The sequence below is a fragment of the Streptomyces sp. NPDC041191 genome (assembly GCF_055591945.1).
The window spans coordinates 46,734-63,624 of record NZ_JBVIZC010000002.1 but is presented as its reverse complement, the minus strand read 5'-3'; the positions used below and the strand labels follow the sequence as shown (position 1 = coordinate 63,624).

The following is a 16,891-nucleotide window of genomic DNA, read 5'->3' as shown; positions in this document are numbered from 1 at the left end:
GGCAGTGAGCCGGACCACAAGGAGGTGGGGGTTCAGGGGGGCCGGGGTCGGATAGCCTGACCGCTGGATATCTCTTCACATCGAGACACCGATCGATCAAGAGGGGTATCCCGCACCAGGGGCAGGGACCCCCACCGCCAGCTGTCTTACGGAGATCGCCATGACCCGCACTCCCGTGAATGTCACCGTGACCGGCGCGGCCGGCCAGATCGGCTACGCGCTGCTCTTCCGCATCGCCTCCGGCCACCTGCTCGGCGCGGACGTGCCGGTCAAGCTGCGCCTCCTCGAGATCCCGCAGGGCGTCAAGGCCGCCGAGGGCACCGCCATGGAGCTCGACGACTGCGCCTTCCCGCTGCTCAAGGGCATCGACATCTTCGACGACCCGAACCAGGGCTTCGAGGGCGCCAACGTCGCGCTGCTCGTCGGCGCCCGCCCCCGCACCAAGGGCATGGAGCGCGGCGACCTGCTCTCCGCCAACGGCGGCATCTTCAAGCCGCAGGGCAAGGCCATCAACGACCACGCGGCGGACGACATCAAGGTCCTCGTCGTCGGCAACCCGGCCAACACCAACGCCCTGATCGCCCAGGCCGCCGCCCCGGACGTGCCGGCCGAGCGCTTCACCGCGATGACCCGCCTGGACCACAACCGCGCGCTCAGCCAGCTCGCGCAGAAGACCGGCGCGTCGGTCGAGGACATCAAGCGCCTCACCATCTGGGGCAACCACTCCGCGACCCAGTACCCGGACATCTTCCACGCGGAGATCGCCGGCAAGAACGCCGCCGAGGTCGTCGACGACGAGGCGTGGCTGGCCGACACCTTCATCCCGACCGTCGCCAAGCGCGGCGCCGCGATCATCGAGGCCCGTGGCGCGTCCTCCGCCGCCTCCGCCGCGAACGCCGCCATCGACCACGTCCACACCTGGGTCAACGGCACCGCCGAGGGCGACTGGGTCTCCATGGGCATCCCGTCGGACGGCTCCTACGGCGTCCCCGAGGGCCTCATCTCGTCCTTCCCCGTCACCTGCAAGGACGGCGCGTACGAGATCGTCCAGGGCCTGGAGATCAACGACTTCTCCCGCGCCCGCATCGACGCCTCCGTGCAGGAGCTCGCCGAGGAGCGCGACGCGGTCCGCGAGCTCGGCCTCATCTGAGCCCGGCGCCTTCCGGCTCCGCGATTCCGGCGCCCCCGGCCCGTACGACCGACCGTACGGGCCGGGGGCGCCGTTTTTCCGTCGGCGGAAGGCTCCGGCCTCCCCTATGCTGTGCCCCCGGCGCCGATCGAACAGGCCGGTGAACAGGGACAGTTGCGTACCATCGGGGGAGTTTTGGCACAGTCGTCCGTACCCCATCAGCCCGGCCGGCCGCCGGACGTACCGCCGTCCGGCGACCCCCCGGCCGCCGATCCGCGCCGCGCGCCGGCCGCCAGCGAGGCGACCCGGCTGCTCTGCGCCGGCACGTACCTCGACGAGGGCTTCCGCGACGCGGTCATCGAGGAGCTGTACGTCCACGAGGAGCGGTTCGCCGCCCCCTCCCTCGGCTACGACGCCGCCCGCGTCCTCGCCCACGCACTGCGCGCCCGCCGCGTCGAACTCGGCTGGGCCGCCTGCGTCCTGGCCCTCTGGATCGTCGCGCTCCCGCTCACCAAGGGGCTGGTCCTCCTCCTCGTCGTGCCCTTCCTGGTGCTCGGCCTCGCCCGCCGGGTCCGCGGCCGGACCGCCGCCGCCCCCGTGTACCGCGTCGTCGCCGCCTTCCTCCTGCGCTGGTACGGGCGGCTCATGCTCCTCCAGTCGGTGCTGCTGCTCCTCCTCCTGGCCCTGGCCACCGAGGAGGCCCGCTGGGAACTCCTCGGCGACCTCTCCGAGGCGGGCGAGATCCTGAACCTCGCCGCCGTCCTGGTGGCGGGCGGACTGCCGGGCATCGGCGCGGCGGAGGTGTGGATCACCCTCGCGGTGCCGTTCCTCGTGGCCTGGGCGGTGGCCGGGCGGCGCGGCCAGTTCGCCCGCGCGCTCACCCAGGAACTCTCCCGGGAACGCTTCCCCGACCTGCGCGCCGACCCGGCCGAACGGGCCGAGGGGCCCCGCTTCCGCCGGCTGCGCGACCGCATCCGGATCGAGCAGCACGCGCGGCTCGTCCTGTACGGGGCCGACGACCCGTTCTGCGGCGCCGGCGAGCCGTACGAGCCCTGGTCGCTCTCCATCGAGCTGCGCCCGCGCCGGGACCTGGACGGCGGGGCGCCCGAACCGCTCGACAACAGCGCCGTCATGCGGCACGTCGTCCCGCTCGTGGAGGCGCTGCGCGTCCCCTCCCCGCACGGCTCGCCGCGGCTCCGGGACGCCGTACGGGACCGGTTGCGCGAACTGGAGATCGACGAGGTCGTCTTCCTGCCCGTCGACGGCCTCCCGGCCCGCACCGCGGCCCCGTACACCCCGGAGGGGTTCGAGGCGCACCGGTCGGGCTCCATTGAGGAGGGCGGCGAGACCCGCCGCCACTTCCTCCGCGTCCGGGTCGGCGGCTGGGGCGAGGAGATCGTCACGACCGTCTTCGTCCGCGTCCACACGCAGGGCGGCATGCTGATGCTGGAGGTCGCCCCGCACGTCCTGCGGCCCGTGAAGCCGCTCTACCGGCACGCCGACCGGATCGCCCACCGCTACCGGCACAACCACCGCTTCGGCAAGGCCGTCTGGGCCCTCGGCCGGACCCCGCGCTCCGCCGGGGACGCCGTGGTCACGCTCTGGCGCGGACTCGTCCACCTCTGGCAGGTGCTCACCGGCGGCCACACCCGCGCGCTGCCCGAGGGGCCGGCGGCCTCGGTCCGCGAACTCGGCTCCGACGACGACGCCTCGCTGTTCCAGGAGATGGACATCAGCCGCTACCTGAAGAGCGTGCAGGACCGGGTCGCGAACGGCGTGACCACCGCCCTCCGCGAAGCGGGGTACGAGACCGCCGAGTTCGAGCAGAAGATCGTCCACGTCGCCGAGGGCGGCACGTTCATCGAGAACTCCAGGGGCAATGTCACCCTGGGCCACCACAACACCGTCACCAGCAGGACCTTCACCACCACGACGACCGGAGGCGACCGTGGCTGACCACGACAACTCCCCCCGCCCCGGGGGCATCCACGTCACCAACACCGAGGGCAACGTCACCATCGGCGACCACAACACCGTCATCAGCACCGTGGCCGGCGGCCGGCCGGCCCGCGACCCCGGCCAGGAGGAGCTGCTTCGCGCCGTCCGCAGGCTCCGCGCCGACCTGGGGGGCGTCGTCCCCTCCGAGGGGACGGCCGCCCTGGACGCCGAACTCTCCGATGTCCAGGACGAGATCGAGGGCACCGGCCGCGCGGACACCGGCCGCCTGACCCGGCTGCGCCGCGCCCTCGCGGACGCCGGGGCCGTCACCGGCGTACTCGCCTCGGGCGTGGCCGTGACGCAGGCCGTCGCCGCCCTGCTCGGAGGATGAGGTGAGCGGCCACGGGGGCGGCGGGGCGGGCGGGCTCCGCTGGAACGACGAGACGCAGCGCTGGGAGACGGGGAACGGCCCCGGTGCACCCGTGACCGGGAACGGGGCCGGGAGCGGTGGCGGGTCCGGCCCGGTTGTCCCGCCGCAGCCATCGCCACCGGAGTACGCGCCCGCGTACGGGCCGGCGTACGCGCCCGCGTACGGGCCGGCGTACACCCCGGTCCACGGGCCGGGCGCGGACGGCCGGCCGTACGCCCCGGCCCTCCCGCCCCCGCCCTCCCGTCCCCGTCCGCGGGCCGCGGTCGCCGCCGGGGTGGCCGTGGCCGTCCTGGCGGCGGGTTCCGCCGGCACCTGGCTGGTCTGGGGGAGGGACGACGGGAAGCCCCCGGCGGCGGGCCCGCCCGTCTCCGCCACCGCGGCGACGGAGGAGCCTCCACCCGGTCCGACCGGGGACACGCCGTCGCCCTCCGTCTCCGCCACCGCCACGTCCACCCCCTCGGACGACGTGCCCCCGCCCGGCTACCGCGCCGTGAAGGACCTCAAGAGCTTCACGATCGCGATCCCCGAGGGCTGGAACCGCACCGAGTCCGACCAGGGCGTCTTCTACAACGCGCCGGACGGCCGGAGCCTGCTCCAGGTCTTCGTCGTCACCGAGCGGGGCCTGACGCCGTACGAGGCCCTGCGCGCGGTCTCCGAGAACAGCAGGACCGCCAAGCCCGGCTACGAGGAGATCGGCCTCGAACGGGTCACCGGCGATCCGGACGCCCCGGCCGACGCCGCCGAGCTGGTGTACGCGTACTCCCGCGAGGGAGGGCGCCGCAAGGTGGTGGACCGGGCGTTCACGGCGGAGGACGGCAACCACTACGCGATCCTGGCCGCCGGCCCGGAGGCGGACTGGCCGAAACAGCGCGAAGTGCTCCGCGTGGCCCTGGACTTCTTCCGGCCGGGTCCGTACTGATTCGGGCCCGTACCGACCCGGGCCCGGCCCGTACGGCTCCGGCCGGGCCCGGGGCCCGCCGGCCCCCTCGCGGGAGCCGGCGGGTCGCCGGGAGGGGCCCTACGCGGAGCGCGGGGCGTAGTGGCCGGGCGCCATCCGGGTGGTGACGCCGATCCGGTTCCAGGCGTTGATGGTGACGACGGCGGCGATGACCCGGGCCAGCTCGGTCTCGTCGAAGTGGGCGGCGGCCCGCGCGTACACCTCGTCGGGGACGAAGCCGTCGGTGAGGACGGTGACGGCCTCGGTCAGGGCGAGCGCCGCCAGCTCCCGGTCGGTGTAGAAGTGCCGCGACTCCTCCCAGGCGGAGAGCTGCACGATCCTCTCCACGCTCTCGCCCTCCGCCAGGGCGTCCTTGCTGTGCATGTCCACGCAGAACGCGCAGTGGTTGATCTGCGAGGCCCGGATCTTGATCAGGTGGTACAGGACGGGGTCGATGTCCTTCGCGGCCGCCGCCTCCAGGCGGGTCATCGCCCGGTAGAAGTCGGGGACCCGCTCGGCGAGGAGGAGCCGGGGCGCGTGCTCGTGGGCGGTTCCGGCCCGTCCGGCCGGCGCGGCGGACTGTCTCGTGGTCGTCATGGTTTCACGGTAGGAGCCGGGTGGCGCAGGGGTATGGTCCATTTCCATGGCGAACGACTGGTCCACTTTCGGGGCCGACCTCCATCTGGAGCTGCGGGGGCCGCGCCTGCGCGCGGGCCTCACGGACGCCCTGCGGGAGGCGGTGCGCGGCGGACGCCTGGAGGCGGGCACCCGGCTGCCGTCCTCCCGCTCGCTCGCCGCCGACCTGGGCATCGCCCGCAACACCGTCGCCGACGCGTACGCGGAGCTGGTCGCCGAGGGCTGGCTGACCGCCCGGCAGGGTTCCGGCACCCGGGTCGCCCACCGCACCGCCCCGCGCGCCCCGGCGCCCCGGTCCCGGACGCGCGCCCCCCGGCCCGCCGCCCCCGCCCACGACCTCAAGGCCGGCACCCCCGACCTCGCCTCCTTCCCCCGCGCCGACTGGCTCAAGGCGTACCGGCGCGCCCTCACCACCGCCCCCCACGCCGCCTTCGGGTACGGGGACCCGCGCGGCCGGGACGAACTGCGCACCGCGCTCGCCGGATACCTCGCCCGCGCGCGGGGCGTGCACGCCCGGCCCGAACGGATCGTGGTCTGCGCGGGGTTCACGCACGGCCTGTCGCTGCTCGGGCAGGTGCTGCGGGCCCGGGGGGCGCGAGCCGCGGCCGTGGAGTCGTACGGGCTCCGGCTCCATGCCGACGCCCTCGGCCGGGCGGGGCTCGACACCCCCGTCCTGCCCTTCGACGGGGCCGGCACGAGCGTCCGGGAGCCGGCGGACCTCGACGGCTGCGGGGCGGTCCTCATGACGGCGGCCCACCAGTTCCCGCTCGGCGGCGCCCTGCCGCCGGACCGGCGCGCGGCCGTGGTCGACTGGGCGCGCGGAGCGGGCGGCTTCGTCCTGGAGGACGACTACGACGGGGAGTTCCGCTACGACCGGCAGCCGGTGGGCGCCCTCCAGGGCCTCGACCCCGAACGGGTCGTTTACCTCGGGACCGCCAGCAAGTCCCTCGCGCCCGCCCTCCGCCTCGCCTGGATGGTCCTGCCGGAGGGCCTGGTGGACGAGGTGGTGGAGGCGAAGCGGGCCGCCGACCAGGTGTCCGCGGTGCCGGACCAGCTGGCGTTCGCGGAGTTCCTGGGGTCGGGGGCGTACGACCGGCACGTGCGGGCGATGCGGCTGCGCTACCGGCGCCGCCGCGACCAGCTCGTGGCGGCGGTGGCCGCCCGCTCCCCGGAGACCCGGATCGCCGGGATCGCGGCCGGCCTCCACGCCGTTCTCGTCCTCCCGCCGGGCACCGAGCGGGAGACCCTGCGCTCCGCCGCCTGGCACGGGCTCGCCGTCCGGGGCCTGGACGACTACCGCCGCCCCGGCGCGTCCCGGGCGGCGGACGGCCTCGTCGTCGGCTACGCCACGCCGTCGGACAGCGCGTGGCCGGGAGCCCTGGAGGCCCTTCTCCGCACGCTCCCCCTCCGCGCCGGATAGCGGGCGGACCCAGGGCCGGGGCCCGGCCGGAACGGGCGGCCGGGCGGACGCGCGCCGTCCCGGGGGGCGCGGAACGGCTCCGGTCGGCGGGGCCGGGAACCACCGGCCTACACTGTGCGGTCGCGAGCGGCGCGAGCGCGCCGGCCGCGAGCGCGAAGGGGAGGGCGCCGAACATGCGGAGGCTGAGGTCGAGCACGGTGGTGCTCGGGGGGATGGGTGTGCTGGCGGCGGCGATCACCTCGTGCGGCAGCGAACCGGACAAGCGGTGCGTGGACCCGGTGACCCGGGAGGAGCTGCCCAACTACCGCTGCGACGGCGGCGGGCGGGGCGACGACGATGACGACGGCGGCACCCGCGGCTCGTACTACTACGGCGGTTCCGTCCGCGACAGGAAGGTCAGCGGCGGCAGCTTCGACAAGACCGCCGTCGACACCGGCGGATTCGGCTGCTCCGGCTCCAGCGGCGGCTGAGGCGGACCCGGCACCGTGGAACGCCACACCATCGAACCCCGCCCCGACTGGCAGCGGATCGTCGAGGAGCAGGGGCTCGTCTACCCGCTGACCCGCCACCCCGACGGCTCGCTGCGCCCGTACTGGGACGAGAGCGCGTACTACTCCTTCTCGCTGCCCGAGGTCGAGGCCCTGGAGGAGACCGTCGAGGAGCTGCACGGGATGTGCCTCGCGGCGGCCGCGCACATCGTCGAGCGGGAACGTTTCGCCGACCTCGGCATCACCGATCCCGCGCTGGCGGCCCTGGTCGCCGAGTCCTGGCGGCGTCGCGCCGAACTGCCCACCATCTACGGCCGGTTCGACCTGCACTACGACGGCACGGGCCCGGCCAGGATGCTGGAGTACAACGCCGACACCCCCACCTCGCTCGTGGAGGCCGCCGGCCCGCAGTGGTTCTGGATGGAGGAGCGGTTCCCCGGCGCCGACCAGTGGAACTCCCTCCACGAACGGCTCGTGGACGCCTGGAGGCGACAGGCCCACCTCCTGCCGCCCGGCCCCGTCCACTTCGCCCACTCGGACGGCGACGAGCTGGGCGAGGACCTGATGACGGTCGCGTACCTGCGGGAGACCGCCCAGCAGGCCGGCCTGGAGACCGAGGCGCTCTCCGTCGAGCGGATCGGCTGGGACCGGCTCTCGCGCCGCTTCGTGGACGACCGGCTCCGCTTCCTCCGCAGCTGCTTCAAGCTCTACCCGTGGGAGTGGCTGACCACCGACCGCTTCGGCCCGCACGTCCTGGACACCCTCGACAACGGCGGCGGCACCGGCACCACCTGCTGGATCGAGCCCGCCTGGAAGATGCTGCTCTCCAACAAGGCGCTCCTCGCGATCCTGTGGGAGCTGTACCCGGGCCACCCCAACCTGCTGCCCTCCTACCTCGACGGCCCGCGCGAACTCGCCGCCACCACGGGCTGGGCCGCCAAACCGCTGCTCGGCCGCGAGGGCGCGGGCGTCACCCTCCACGAGGCCGGCACGGAACCCTTCGCGCGGGACGGGGAGGCGTGCTGCTACCAGGCCCTGGCCCCGCTCCCCGACTTCGACGGCAACCGGGTGGTGCTCGGCGCGTGGGTGGTCCGGGACGAGGCGGCGGGCCTCGGCATCCGCGAGTCGGCCGGGCCCGTCACCGACGAGTACGCCCGCTTCCTGCCGCACGTGATCCTGTGACGGGGCGGGCGGACCGGCCCGGCCGCCCCGCCCGCCCCGGGAGCGGGGATCAGGCCGACAGCACCTCCCGCAGCTGTTCGAGACCCCAGTCCAGGTCCTCCTTCGAGACGACCAGCGGCGGGGCGATCCGGATCGTGGAGCCGTGGGTGTCCTTCACCAGGACCCCGCGCTCCAGCAGCCGCTCCGAGATCTCCCGGCCCGTCCCCCGCGCCGGATCGACGTCCACCCCGGCCCACAGCCCGCGCCCGCGCACCGCCCGCACCGCGCCGCCGCCCACGAGCAGCCCCAGCTCGGCGTGGAGGTGCTCGCCGAGCACCGCCGCCCGCTCCTGGTACTCGCCCGTCCGCAGCATCGCGATCACCTCCAGGGCCACCGCGCAGGCCAGCGGGTTCCCGCCGAAGGTCGAACCGTGCTCGCCCGGCCGGAAGACCCCGAGCACGTCGCGGTCCGCGACCACCGCCGACACCGGCACCACCCCGCCCCCCAGCGCCTTCCCGAGCAGGTACACGTCCGGGACCACCCCCTCGTGCTCGCACGCGAACGTCCTCCCCGTGCGGCCGAGGCCCGACTGGATCTCGTCCGCCACGAACAGCACGTTCCGCCGGCGCGTCAGCTCCCGCACCCCCGGCAGGTAGCCGGCCGGGGGGACCAGGACCCCCGCCTCGCCCTGGATCGGTTCGAGGAGCACCGCCACCGTGTTCTCGGTGACCGCCGCCTCCATGGCCGTCAGGTCCCCGTACGGCACGATCTCGAACCCCGGCGTGTACGGCCCGTAGTGGTCCCGCGCCTCGTGGTCCGTGGAGAAGCTCACGATCGTCGTCGTCCGGCCGTGGAAGTTGTTCGCCGCCACCACGATCTTCGCGTGCCCGTCCGGCACGCCCTTCACCTCGTACCCCCACTTCCGGGCCGTCTTCACCGCCGTCTCCACCGCCTCCGCGCCGGTGTTCATCGGCAGCACCGCCTCCTTGCCGCACAGCTCCGCGAGCCGCGCGCAGAAGTCGGCGAACCGGTCGTGGTGGAAGGCGCGCGAGGTCAGCGTCACCCGCTCCAGCTGGGCCTTCGCCGCGTCGATCAGACGCCGGTTGCCGTGCCCGAAGTTGAGCGCCGAGTACCCGGCGAGCAGGTCGAGGTACCGGCGGCCCTCGACGTCGGTCATCCAGGCGCCGTCCGCCGAGGCGACGACGACCGGAAGGGGGTGGTAGTTGTGGGCGCTGTGCGCCTCCGCCGAAGCGATCGCGTCTGCTGTCCTCGACACGGGGTCTCCGTTCGTCCTGCGGCCCGGGGCGGGTGTGGCCCCTTTTTCTATCGTCGGTCGGATGCCGGACGCGGAAACCTCGGCCGCGGCGCGCCCGCTACCCTGTCGGCACGCGCGGCGACTGGCGCACGGGGAAACGACCCCGGGGGAGCCGCGCGCGGCAGACCGCACGAGACGCCGCCCGCCTGGGCGTCCCGGGACCGACGTCCCGGCGGCGCCGCGCCCCGGGACCCCGCACACGCCCGGAGGACGCCACCGTGACCGTCACCACCAGCGAAACCGCCACCCGCCCCGCGCCCGCCCCGGCCGGAACCGCCGCCCACCCCGCGCTCGCCGCCACCGACCCCGAACTCGCCGCCCTCGTCGGTGCCGAGGAAGAGCTCCAGGCCGAGACCCTGCGCCTCATCCCCAGCGAGAACTACGTCTCCGCCGCCGTCCTCGAAGCCTCCGGCACCGTCCTCCAGAACAAGTACAGCGAGGGCTACCCCGGCCGCCGCTACTACGAGGGCCAGCAGAACATCGACAGGATCGAGGCCCTGGCCGTCGAACGCGCCAAGGCCCTCTTCGGCGTCGAACACGCCAACGTCCAGCCCTACTCGGGCTCCCCCGCCAACCTCGCCGTGTACCTCGCCTTCGCCGAGCCCGGCGACACCGTCATGGGCATGGCCCTGCCCATGGGCGGCCACCTCACCCACGGCTGGGGCGTCTCCGCGACCGGCTCGTGGTTCCGGGGCGTCCAGTACGGCGTACGCCGCGACAACGGGCTCGTCGACCTCGACGAGGTCCGCGAGACCGCCCTCAGGGAGCGACCGAAGGTGATCTTCTGCGGCGGCACCGCGCTGCCCCGCACCGTCGACTTCGCCGCCTTCGGCGAGATCGCCCGCGAGGCCGGCGCCGTGCTCGTCGCCGACATCGCCCACGTCGCGGGCCTGATCGCGGGCGGTGCCCACCCCTCCCCGGCCGGGCACGCGGACGTGATCTCCACGACCACCCACAAGACCCTGCGCGGCCCGCGCGGCGCCATGCTCCTGTCCCGCGAGGAGCACGCGAGGGCCCTCGACCGGGCCGTCTTCCCCGGCCTCCAGGGCGGCCCCCACAACCAGACCACCGCCGCCGTCGCCGTCGCCCTGCGCGAGGCCGCCCTGCCCTCCTTCCGCACCTACGCCCACGCCGTCGTCGCCAACGCGAAGGCCCTCGCCGACGCCCTCCTCGCCCGCGGTTTCGACCTGGTCTCCGGCGGCACCGACACCCACCTGATCCTGATGGACCTCACCTCCAGGGGCGTCCCGGGCAAGACCGCCGCGAAGGCCCTCGACCGGGCGGGCGTCGTCGTCAACCACAACACCGTCCCCCACGACCCCCGGAAGCCCTTCGACCCCTCCGGCCTCCGCGTCGGCACCCCCGCCCTCACCTCCCGCGGCCTCGGCACGGAGCACATGGACCGGGTCGCGGACTGGATCGACCGGGGCGTCGCGGCGGCCCGCCGGGGCGACGAGGAGGCCCTCGCCGCGATCCGCCACGAGGTCGCCGACCTGATGGCCGCCTTCCCGGCCCCGGGCCTCCCGGTCTGACCCCCGGCGGGACCGGGCGGGGGCGCCGCGCGCCGCGCCCCCTCCCGGTCCCGCCCCCGCTCCCGCCCCGCCCGGGACACCGGCAGTCCGGGGCACCCTCCGTACCTGAGAGAATGATGTGCATGGCCTTTGACAGCCCGCCCGTCGCCCACCACCACCCCCAGGGGAATGGCTCCGCCATGCAGCATCGTCCGCGCGTGCTCTCCGGAATCCAGCCCACCGCAGGCTCGTTCCACCTCGGCAACTACCTCGGCGCCGTGCGCCAGTGGGTCGCCCTGCAGGAGACGCACGACGCCTTCTACATGGTCGTCGACCTCCACGCGATCACGGTCCCGCAGGACCCCGCCGAGCTGCGCGCCAACACCCGGCTCGCCGCCGCCCAGCTCCTCGCCGCCGGCCTCGACCCGGAGCGCTGCACCCTCTTCGTCCAGAGCCACGTGCCCGAGCACGCCCAGCTCGGCTGGGTCATGAACTGCCTCACCGGCTTCGGCGAGGCGTCCCGCATGACCCAGTTCAAGGACAAGTCCGCCAAGCAGGGCGCCGACCGCGCCACCGTCGGCCTCTTCACGTACCCGGTGCTCCAGGTCGCGGACATCCTGCTCTACCAGGCGAACGAGGTCCCGGTCGGCGAGGACCAGCGCCAGCACATCGAGCTGACCCGCGACCTCGCGGAGCGGTTCAACGGGCGCTTCGGCGACACCTTCACGATCCCCTCGCCGTACATCCTGAAGGAGACGGCGAAGATCTACGACCTCCAGGACCCCTCGGTCAAGATGAGCAAGTCGGCCTCCACGCCGAAGGGCCTCATCAACCTCCTGGACGAGCCGAAGGCCACCGCGAAGAAGGTGAGGAGCGCCGTCACCGACACCGACACGGTGATCCGCTTCGACCCGGAGAACAAGGCCGGCGTCTCCAACCTCCTCACCATCATGTCCACCCTCACCGGGACGGCCGTCGCCGACCTGGAGAAGAGCTACGAGGGCAAGATGTACGGCGCGCTGAAGACGGACCTCGCCGAGGTGATGGTGGACTTCGTCACGCCGTTCCGGACCCGCACCCAGGAATACCTGGACGACCCGGAGACGCTGGACTCGGTCCTGGCCAAGGGCGCGGAGAAGGCCCGCGCGGTCGCCGCCGAGACGCTCGCGCAGACGTACGAGCGCATCGGCTTCCTGCCCGCCAAGCACTGATTCCGGGGACGCTGGCCACGAAGGCGGTGCAGGCCGCACACTGGCGGCTGCACCACCGCACACGAGTCGCCCCGGGGCGACGGACGACGGAGGAGAACGACGTGGGGACCGTAACGCTCGGCGTTTCGATCGCGGTCCCGGAGCCCTACGGCAGCCTGCTCCAGGAGCGGCGCGCCGGCTTCGGGGACCGGGCGGCGCACGGCATCCCCACCCACGTCACCCTCGTCCCGCCGACCGAGGTCCCGGGGGAGCGGCTGCCGGAGATCGAGGCGCACCTCGCGCGCGTCGCCGCCGGCTACCAGCCCTTCCCGGTCCGCCTGAGGGGCACCGGGACCTTCCGGCCGCTCTCCCCGGTGGTCTACGTGAAGCTGGAGGAGGGCGTCGCCCCCTGCGACCGGCTCCAGCGGCGGATCAGGGACGAGTCGGGGCCGCTCGTGCGCGAGCTCCAGTTCCCGTACCACCCGCACGTCACCGTGGCGCACGGCATCTCCGAGGAGGGGATGGACCGGGCGTTCGAGGAGCTGGCCGGGTACGAGGCGGCCTGGACCTGCCGCTCCTTCGCGCTGTACGAGCAGGGCGCGGACGGGGTGTGGCGGAAGCTGTACGACTACGAGTTCGGCAGCGGCCACTCGATCCGCGCCGTCCCGGCACAGGGCGGCAGCCCGGTGGACGCCCCGACGACGACACCGGCGGCCGGCTGAGCGCCCCCGCCCCCCGGGGCGCCTTCCCCCGTAGGGGCCCGCAGGGAACCCGTAAGGGAAACCCTCCTCACACCGGCAGCCGCCGGAACAGCGGTCTCGGGACGTGCCGGACCGCCGCCATCACCGGCCGCAGCACCCCCGGCACCCACACCGTCTCCGCGCGCCGCCGCAGCCCCCGCTCGATCGCCGTCGCGACCTCCTCCGGGGTGCTCGCGAACGGCTCCCCGGGGCGCCCGCCCGCCCTCCCCGGCCGGACGGGGCCGGGCCGCACCACCATCACGTGCACCCCGGTGCCGTGCAGCGCGTCCCCGAGGCCCTGGGCGAAGACGTCGAGTCCCGCCTTCGAGGAGCCGTAGATGAAGTCGGCGCGCCGGGCCCGCTCGGCCGCCACCGAGGAGAGCACCACGAGCGAGCCGTGCCCCTGCGCCTGGAGCGCGCCCGCGCACACCAGGCCCGCCGAGACGGCGCCGGTGTAGTTGGTCCCGGCGACCCGGACGGCTGCGGCCGGGTCGGTCTCGTCGCGCGCCTGGTCGCCCGGGACGCCGAAGGCGAGGAGCACCATGTCGACGGGCCCCTCGGCGAAGACCCCGCCGAGCCGTTCCCCGTGCGACGCGGGGTCGAGCGCGTCGAAGGGGACCGTGCGCACCTCGGCGCCGAGCGCGCGCAGCGAGCCGGCGGCGGCCGTGAGCGCGGGGGAGGGGCGGCCGGCCAGCCGGACCGTACGGGTGCGCCGGGCGATCAGCCGGCGGGCGGTGGCGAGCCCGATCCCGGAGGTGCCGCCGAGGACGAGCAGGGACTGCGGCGCGTGGAAGACGTCCTGCACGGTGAACTCCTCCTGGGGTCCGGGACGGCGGGAAGGGCCCGGACGGAACGGCCCCGGCCGGTGACCGCCGCGCGGTCGCCGCCCCGGGCACGGGTCCCGACGGCCATGAAGGCGACCGTATATCCGCTGGTGCGGCTTATGTCGGTATTGCCGGGCGGTTCGGCGAAACGGGTGATGAACCGATCGAAGGACCATCGGAAGACAATCCCCGCCCCCTCGCCATGTCGGTCGCGCATACACGGACCGGAGCGGGGGATTCTCGTACTCCGGTCAACCCGCGGCGCACGGATCGAGGGGAACACGCACGACATGGACTGGCTGACCACGCTCCCCGTCATCGGCCCCTGGGTCGCCCGCCTCATGCGCACCCACGCCTGGCGCTCCTACGAGACCCTCGACAGGGCCCACTGGACCCGGCTCGCGGCCGCCCTCACCTTCCTCTCCTTCCTCGCCCTCTTCCCGCTCATCACCGTCGGCGCCGCGATCGGGGCCGCGCTCCTGAGCGACGGACAGCTCGACCGGATCGAGGAGAAGCTCGGCGAGCAGGTGCCCGGCATCTCCGACCAGCTCGACATCGGCGGGCTGGTCGCCAACGCGGGCACCGTCGGGGTCGTCGCCGGCGCCGTCCTCCTCTTCACCGGCATCAGCTGGATCGGCTCCATGCGGGAGTGCCTGCGCGCGGTGTGGGGCCTCGACGACGTCGAGGCCAACCCGATCGTGCTCAAGGGGAAGGACGCCGTCGTCCTCGTCGGGCTCGGCGGCGTCGCCCTCGGTTCGTTCGCCGCTTCCTGGCTCGGCTCCACCGCGATCGGCTGGAGCGCCGAGCGGCTCGGCATCTCCGAGGGCGGGGCGGGCGGCGTCCTCCTCCAGACCGCCGCCGTCCTCGTCGCCGCCGTCGCCGACTTCCTGATCCTGCTCTACGTCCTGACGCTGCTGCCCGGCGTGGAACCGCCCCGCAAGGCGCTCGTGGTGGCCGGGCTCATGGGGGCGGTCGGCTTCGAACTGCTCAAGCTGCTGCTCGGCGGGTACATGAGGGGGGTCGCGGCGAAGTCGATGTACGGGGCCTTCGGCGTCCCGGTCGCCCTGATGGTGTGGATCAACCTGACGGCGAAGCTGCTGCTGTTCTGCGCCGCCTGGACGGCCACGGGAACGCCCGGGAAGGACGGGGAGCCCGACCGGACCGACGACCCGGACCGTCCCGGCCGACCCGGCCGTCCGGACCCGGACTCCCCGGACGGCGGGGGAGGCGTCCCGCTCGCGAAGTCCCCGGACGGGGAAGGGGACGCCCGCCCGCCGGGGCCTCCGGGACGGACGGGCGGCTCCCACCTGGCGCGGGCGCCGGGCCGGAGGCCCTCGGGCCCGGGGGGCGCCTTCCTCGCGACGCTCCTGGGCCGTTCGGGGCCCTCCGGCCCCCTGTGGTTCTGACCGGCCCGGGGACCTTCCGCCCTTCGCGGCCCCGGTCGGCCCGGGAGCCCGCCCGCCGTGGTCCCGGCCGTTCCGGCGGTCTTCCGCCTACGAGGTCTTCCGGCCGTCCGGGGAGTCCCCGTCCGCCGGAACGCCCGCGTCCCCGGCGCGGCGGCGGAGCGCCCCCGGCGCGGCGGACGGCCAGCGGCGGTTGACCAGGAAGACGCCGCTCGCCAGGAGGACGACGGCCCCGCCCGTCACGGCCAGCGCGATCCCGATCCCGCCGGATCCGCCGGCGACGGTCGCGTGGGCGGCCTCCGGCGCGGTGCCCTTGCCGGAGGCCGGATCCGACGCGGCGGAGGGACCGGTCGTCGCCGTGCGGACCGAGCGCGGCGGCACCAGCTCGCCCACCGGCTCCACCTTCCCGATCGCCGCGAACCCCCAGTCGAACAGCCGGGCGGTCTCCCGGTAGACGGCGTGCTGCTCCTTCGAGGAGGGGTTCATCACGGTGACGAGCAGGACCTTGCCGTTCCGCTCCGCGACCCCGGTGAAGGTGGCGCCCGCGTGCGTGGTGTTGCCGTTCTTCACCCCCGCGACCCCCTGGTACGGGGGGACGCCGAAGTCGCCCGTGAGCAGCCGGTTGGTGTTCTGGATCTCGAAGGTCTCGCGCTTCTTCTCGCCCGGCTTCTGTATGCCGGGGAAGGCGGCGCGGGGCGTGGCGGCGTACTCGCGGAAGTCCGCCTTCGTCATGCCGTTGCGGGCGATGAGCGTGAGGTCGTACGCGGAGGAGACCTGGCCCGGGGCGTCGTAGCCGTCCGGGGTGACCACGTGGGTGTCGAGCGCCTGGAGCTCGACCGCGTGGTCGTTCATCTCCTTCACGGTCTGGGCGAGGCCCTTGTTCATGTTCGTCAGGACGTGCACGGCGTCGTTGCCGGAACGGAGGAAGACGCCGAGCCACAGGTCGTGGACGCTGTAGGTCTGCTTCTCCTTGACGCCGACCAGGCTGGAACCCGCCCCGAGCCCCGCCAGGTCCTGCACGGTGACCAGGTGCTTCTCCTTCTTGTCGAACTTCGGGAGGAGCGTGTCGGCGAAGAGCATCTTGAGGGTGGACGCCGGGGCGAGCGGCCAGTGCGCGTTGTGCGCGGCCAGGACCTTCCCGCTCTCCGCGTCCGCGACGATCCAGGAGCGGGCCGACAGCTCCTTCGGCAGCACGGGGACGCCGGGCGCGAGCCGCACCTGTGTGCCCGGCATGCCGAGCAGGGCGCCGCCGACCCTGGACATGGAGGCGGGGGGCCTGGGCTGCTTGTCCTGGGAGTCCTTGCCGTCGGCGTGGGCCGCGGGCGCGGCGAGGACGAGCGGGAGGAACACGGCGGTGGCGGCGGCGACCGCCCGGGCGGTCATCTGGGAAGCGGACACACTCGTGAAATTACAGGCACGGAACAGATATCCGAACCCGGGTGGTCCGTTCGATCCGCTCCGTCCACCCGGACGCGGGGCGCGCGGGGCCGGTGGTGATACTGGGTGCATGAAGCTCAGCCGTCGCGTCTCCTGGTTCCTGCTCGCGTTCGGGGTGTGGAGCTGGTTCATCTGGGTCACTTTCGTCAAGAACCTGTGGAAGGACGGGAGCGGTCTCGCCTTCGACGACGCGGGCGACCCGACGGCCTACTTCTGGGTGCATCTGATGCTCGCCGTCACGTCCTTTGTTCTGGGGACGGTCATCGGCGGTATCGGGTTGCGCGGGGTGCGCGCCGCGCGCCGCGCGGACGTCTAGAAGAGACCTCGGGAAG

At 74.2% G+C, this 16,891-nt stretch carries 16 protein-coding genes and 1 riboswitch; of the genes, 12 read left to right on the top strand and 4 right to left on the bottom strand.

Going from position 1 to position 16,891, the window contains the following annotated elements; all coding sequences use genetic code 11:
- Window positions 1-160: 160 nt before the first annotated feature.
- From ACZ6AQ_RS03405 to ACZ6AQ_RS03390, 4 genes are all read left to right on the top strand, one after another.
- The gene (locus ACZ6AQ_RS03405) at window positions 161-1,150 is read left to right on the top strand and encodes a malate dehydrogenase (RefSeq protein ID WP_468757154.1); all 990 of its coding nucleotides are present in this window, start codon (window positions 161-163) and stop codon (window positions 1,148-1,150) included.
- Window positions 1,151-1,324: 174 nt separating this feature from the next.
- Window positions 1,325-3,085 carry a hypothetical protein gene (locus ACZ6AQ_RS03400; RefSeq protein WP_468757152.1) on the top strand — a complete coding sequence of 587 codons (1,761 nt, stop codon included), beginning with the start codon at window positions 1,325-1,327 and terminating at the stop codon, window positions 3,083-3,085.
- Window positions 3,078-3,458 carry a hypothetical protein gene (locus tag ACZ6AQ_RS03395; protein ID WP_468757151.1) on the top strand — a complete coding sequence of 127 codons (381 nt, stop codon included), beginning with the start codon at window positions 3,078-3,080 and terminating at the stop codon, window positions 3,456-3,458. The genes ACZ6AQ_RS03400 and ACZ6AQ_RS03395 overlap by 8 nt, the downstream gene beginning before the upstream one ends.
- A gap of 1 nt (window position 3,459) precedes the next feature.
- Window positions 3,460-4,416, top strand: coding sequence for a serine/arginine repetitive matrix protein 2 (locus ACZ6AQ_RS03390; RefSeq protein WP_468757150.1), 957 nt, complete (start codon window positions 3,460-3,462; stop codon window positions 4,414-4,416).
- Between the two features lie 99 nt (window positions 4,417-4,515).
- Here the strand turns inward: ACZ6AQ_RS03390 and ACZ6AQ_RS03385 are convergent, their stop codons facing one another.
- On the bottom strand, window positions 4,516-5,031 hold the full coding sequence (locus ACZ6AQ_RS03385) for a carboxymuconolactone decarboxylase family protein (RefSeq protein WP_388697721.1): 516 nt from the start codon (window positions 5,029-5,031) through the stop codon (window positions 4,516-4,518).
- Between the two features lie 46 nt (window positions 5,032-5,077).
- On the opposite strand from ACZ6AQ_RS03385, the gene pdxR reads away from it, so the two are divergent.
- The 3 genes from pdxR (at window position 5,078) to ACZ6AQ_RS03370 (ending at window position 8,160) form a co-directional block, all read left to right on the top strand.
- Window positions 5,078-6,490, top strand: coding sequence for a MocR-like pyridoxine biosynthesis transcription factor PdxR (pdxR, locus tag ACZ6AQ_RS03380; RefSeq protein WP_468757149.1), 1,413 nt, complete (start codon window positions 5,078-5,080; stop codon window positions 6,488-6,490).
- Between the two features lie 173 nt (window positions 6,491-6,663).
- The gene (locus ACZ6AQ_RS03375) at window positions 6,664-6,960 is read left to right on the top strand and encodes a hypothetical protein (protein WP_468757148.1); all 297 of its coding nucleotides are present in this window, start codon (window positions 6,664-6,666) and stop codon (window positions 6,958-6,960) included.
- A 15-nt stretch (window positions 6,961-6,975) separates the two neighbouring features.
- Entirely contained in the window at window positions 6,976-8,160 is a 1,185-nt protein-coding gene (locus tag ACZ6AQ_RS03370; protein WP_468757146.1) for a glutathionylspermidine synthase family protein, read from the top strand.
- A 49-nt stretch (window positions 8,161-8,209) separates the two neighbouring features.
- Here the strand turns inward: ACZ6AQ_RS03370 and rocD are convergent, their stop codons facing one another.
- A complete protein-coding gene (gene rocD / locus ACZ6AQ_RS03365; protein WP_468757145.1) occupies window positions 8,210-9,415 on the bottom strand; it encodes an ornithine--oxo-acid transaminase in 1,206 nt (401 codons plus the stop codon).
- 107 nt (window positions 9,416-9,522) lie between these two features.
- Window positions 9,523-9,613: riboswitch (ZMP/ZTP riboswitch) on the top strand.
- A gap of 59 nt (window positions 9,614-9,672) precedes the next feature.
- Between rocD and ACZ6AQ_RS03360 the strand changes: the two genes are divergently transcribed.
- The 3 genes from ACZ6AQ_RS03360 to ACZ6AQ_RS03350 all read left to right on the top strand — a co-directional run bounded on the left by ACZ6AQ_RS03360 (window position 9,673) and on the right by ACZ6AQ_RS03350 (window position 12,877).
- Window positions 9,673-10,986 (top strand): serine hydroxymethyltransferase, encoded by a 1,314-nt coding sequence (locus ACZ6AQ_RS03360; RefSeq protein WP_468757143.1) that lies wholly within the window; start codon window positions 9,673-9,675, stop codon window positions 10,984-10,986.
- 179 nt (window positions 10,987-11,165) lie between these two features.
- Window positions 11,166-12,176 carry a tryptophan--tRNA ligase gene (gene trpS / locus ACZ6AQ_RS03355; RefSeq protein WP_468757834.1) on the top strand — a complete coding sequence of 337 codons (1,011 nt, stop codon included), beginning with the start codon at window positions 11,166-11,168 and terminating at the stop codon, window positions 12,174-12,176.
- Window positions 12,177-12,277: 101 nt separating this feature from the next.
- Window positions 12,278-12,877: a 2'-5' RNA ligase family protein gene (locus ACZ6AQ_RS03350; RefSeq protein WP_468757142.1), complete on the top strand. Its 600-nt coding sequence runs from the start codon at window positions 12,278-12,280 to the stop codon at window positions 12,875-12,877.
- Between the two features lie 67 nt (window positions 12,878-12,944).
- Here ACZ6AQ_RS03350 and ACZ6AQ_RS03345 read toward each other — a convergent pair whose 3' ends face one another.
- On the bottom strand, window positions 12,945-13,700 hold the full coding sequence (locus ACZ6AQ_RS03345; RefSeq protein WP_468757141.1) for an SDR family NAD(P)-dependent oxidoreductase: 756 nt from the start codon (window positions 13,698-13,700) through the stop codon (window positions 12,945-12,947).
- A 309-nt stretch (window positions 13,701-14,009) separates the two neighbouring features.
- Here ACZ6AQ_RS03345 and ACZ6AQ_RS03340 point away from each other — a divergent pair, with 309 nt between their 5' ends.
- The gene (locus tag ACZ6AQ_RS03340) at window positions 14,010-15,125 is read left to right on the top strand and encodes a YihY/virulence factor BrkB family protein (RefSeq protein WP_468757139.1); all 1,116 of its coding nucleotides are present in this window, start codon (window positions 14,010-14,012) and stop codon (window positions 15,123-15,125) included.
- An 87-nt stretch (window positions 15,126-15,212) separates the two neighbouring features.
- On the opposite strand, the gene ACZ6AQ_RS03335 is transcribed toward ACZ6AQ_RS03340, so the two are convergent.
- Window positions 15,213-16,505, bottom strand: coding sequence for a D-alanyl-D-alanine carboxypeptidase family protein (locus ACZ6AQ_RS03335; protein WP_468757833.1), 1,293 nt, complete (start codon window positions 16,503-16,505; stop codon window positions 15,213-15,215).
- Between the two features lie 124 nt (window positions 16,506-16,629).
- On the opposite strand from ACZ6AQ_RS03335, the gene ACZ6AQ_RS03330 reads away from it, so the two are divergent.
- Window positions 16,630-16,875, top strand: coding sequence for an SCO4848 family membrane protein (locus ACZ6AQ_RS03330; protein WP_468757137.1), 246 nt, complete (start codon window positions 16,630-16,632; stop codon window positions 16,873-16,875).
- Window positions 16,876-16,891: the final 16 nt, after the last annotated feature.

Coding starts and splice junctions, on each gene's coding strand:
- trpS (WP_468757834.1), top strand. CDS start 11,166: ATGCAGCATCGTCCGCGCGTGCTCTCCGGAATCCAGCCCACCGCAGGC.
- ACZ6AQ_RS03335 (WP_468757833.1), bottom strand. CDS start 16,505: ATGACCGCCCGGGCGGTCGCCGCCGCCACCGCCGTGTTCCTCCCGCTC.
- ACZ6AQ_RS03405 (WP_468757154.1), top strand. CDS start 161: ATGACCCGCACTCCCGTGAATGTCACCGTGACCGGCGCGGCCGGCCAG.
- ACZ6AQ_RS03375 (WP_468757148.1), top strand. CDS start 6,664: ATGCGGAGGCTGAGGTCGAGCACGGTGGTGCTCGGGGGGATGGGTGTG.
- ACZ6AQ_RS03330 (WP_468757137.1), top strand. CDS start 16,630: ATGAAGCTCAGCCGTCGCGTCTCCTGGTTCCTGCTCGCGTTCGGGGTG.
- ACZ6AQ_RS03385 (WP_388697721.1), bottom strand. CDS start 5,031: ATGACGACCACGAGACAGTCCGCCGCGCCGGCCGGACGGGCCGGAACC.
- pdxR (WP_468757149.1), top strand. CDS start 5,078: ATGGCGAACGACTGGTCCACTTTCGGGGCCGACCTCCATCTGGAGCTG.
- ACZ6AQ_RS03340 (WP_468757139.1), top strand. CDS start 14,010: ATGGACTGGCTGACCACGCTCCCCGTCATCGGCCCCTGGGTCGCCCGC.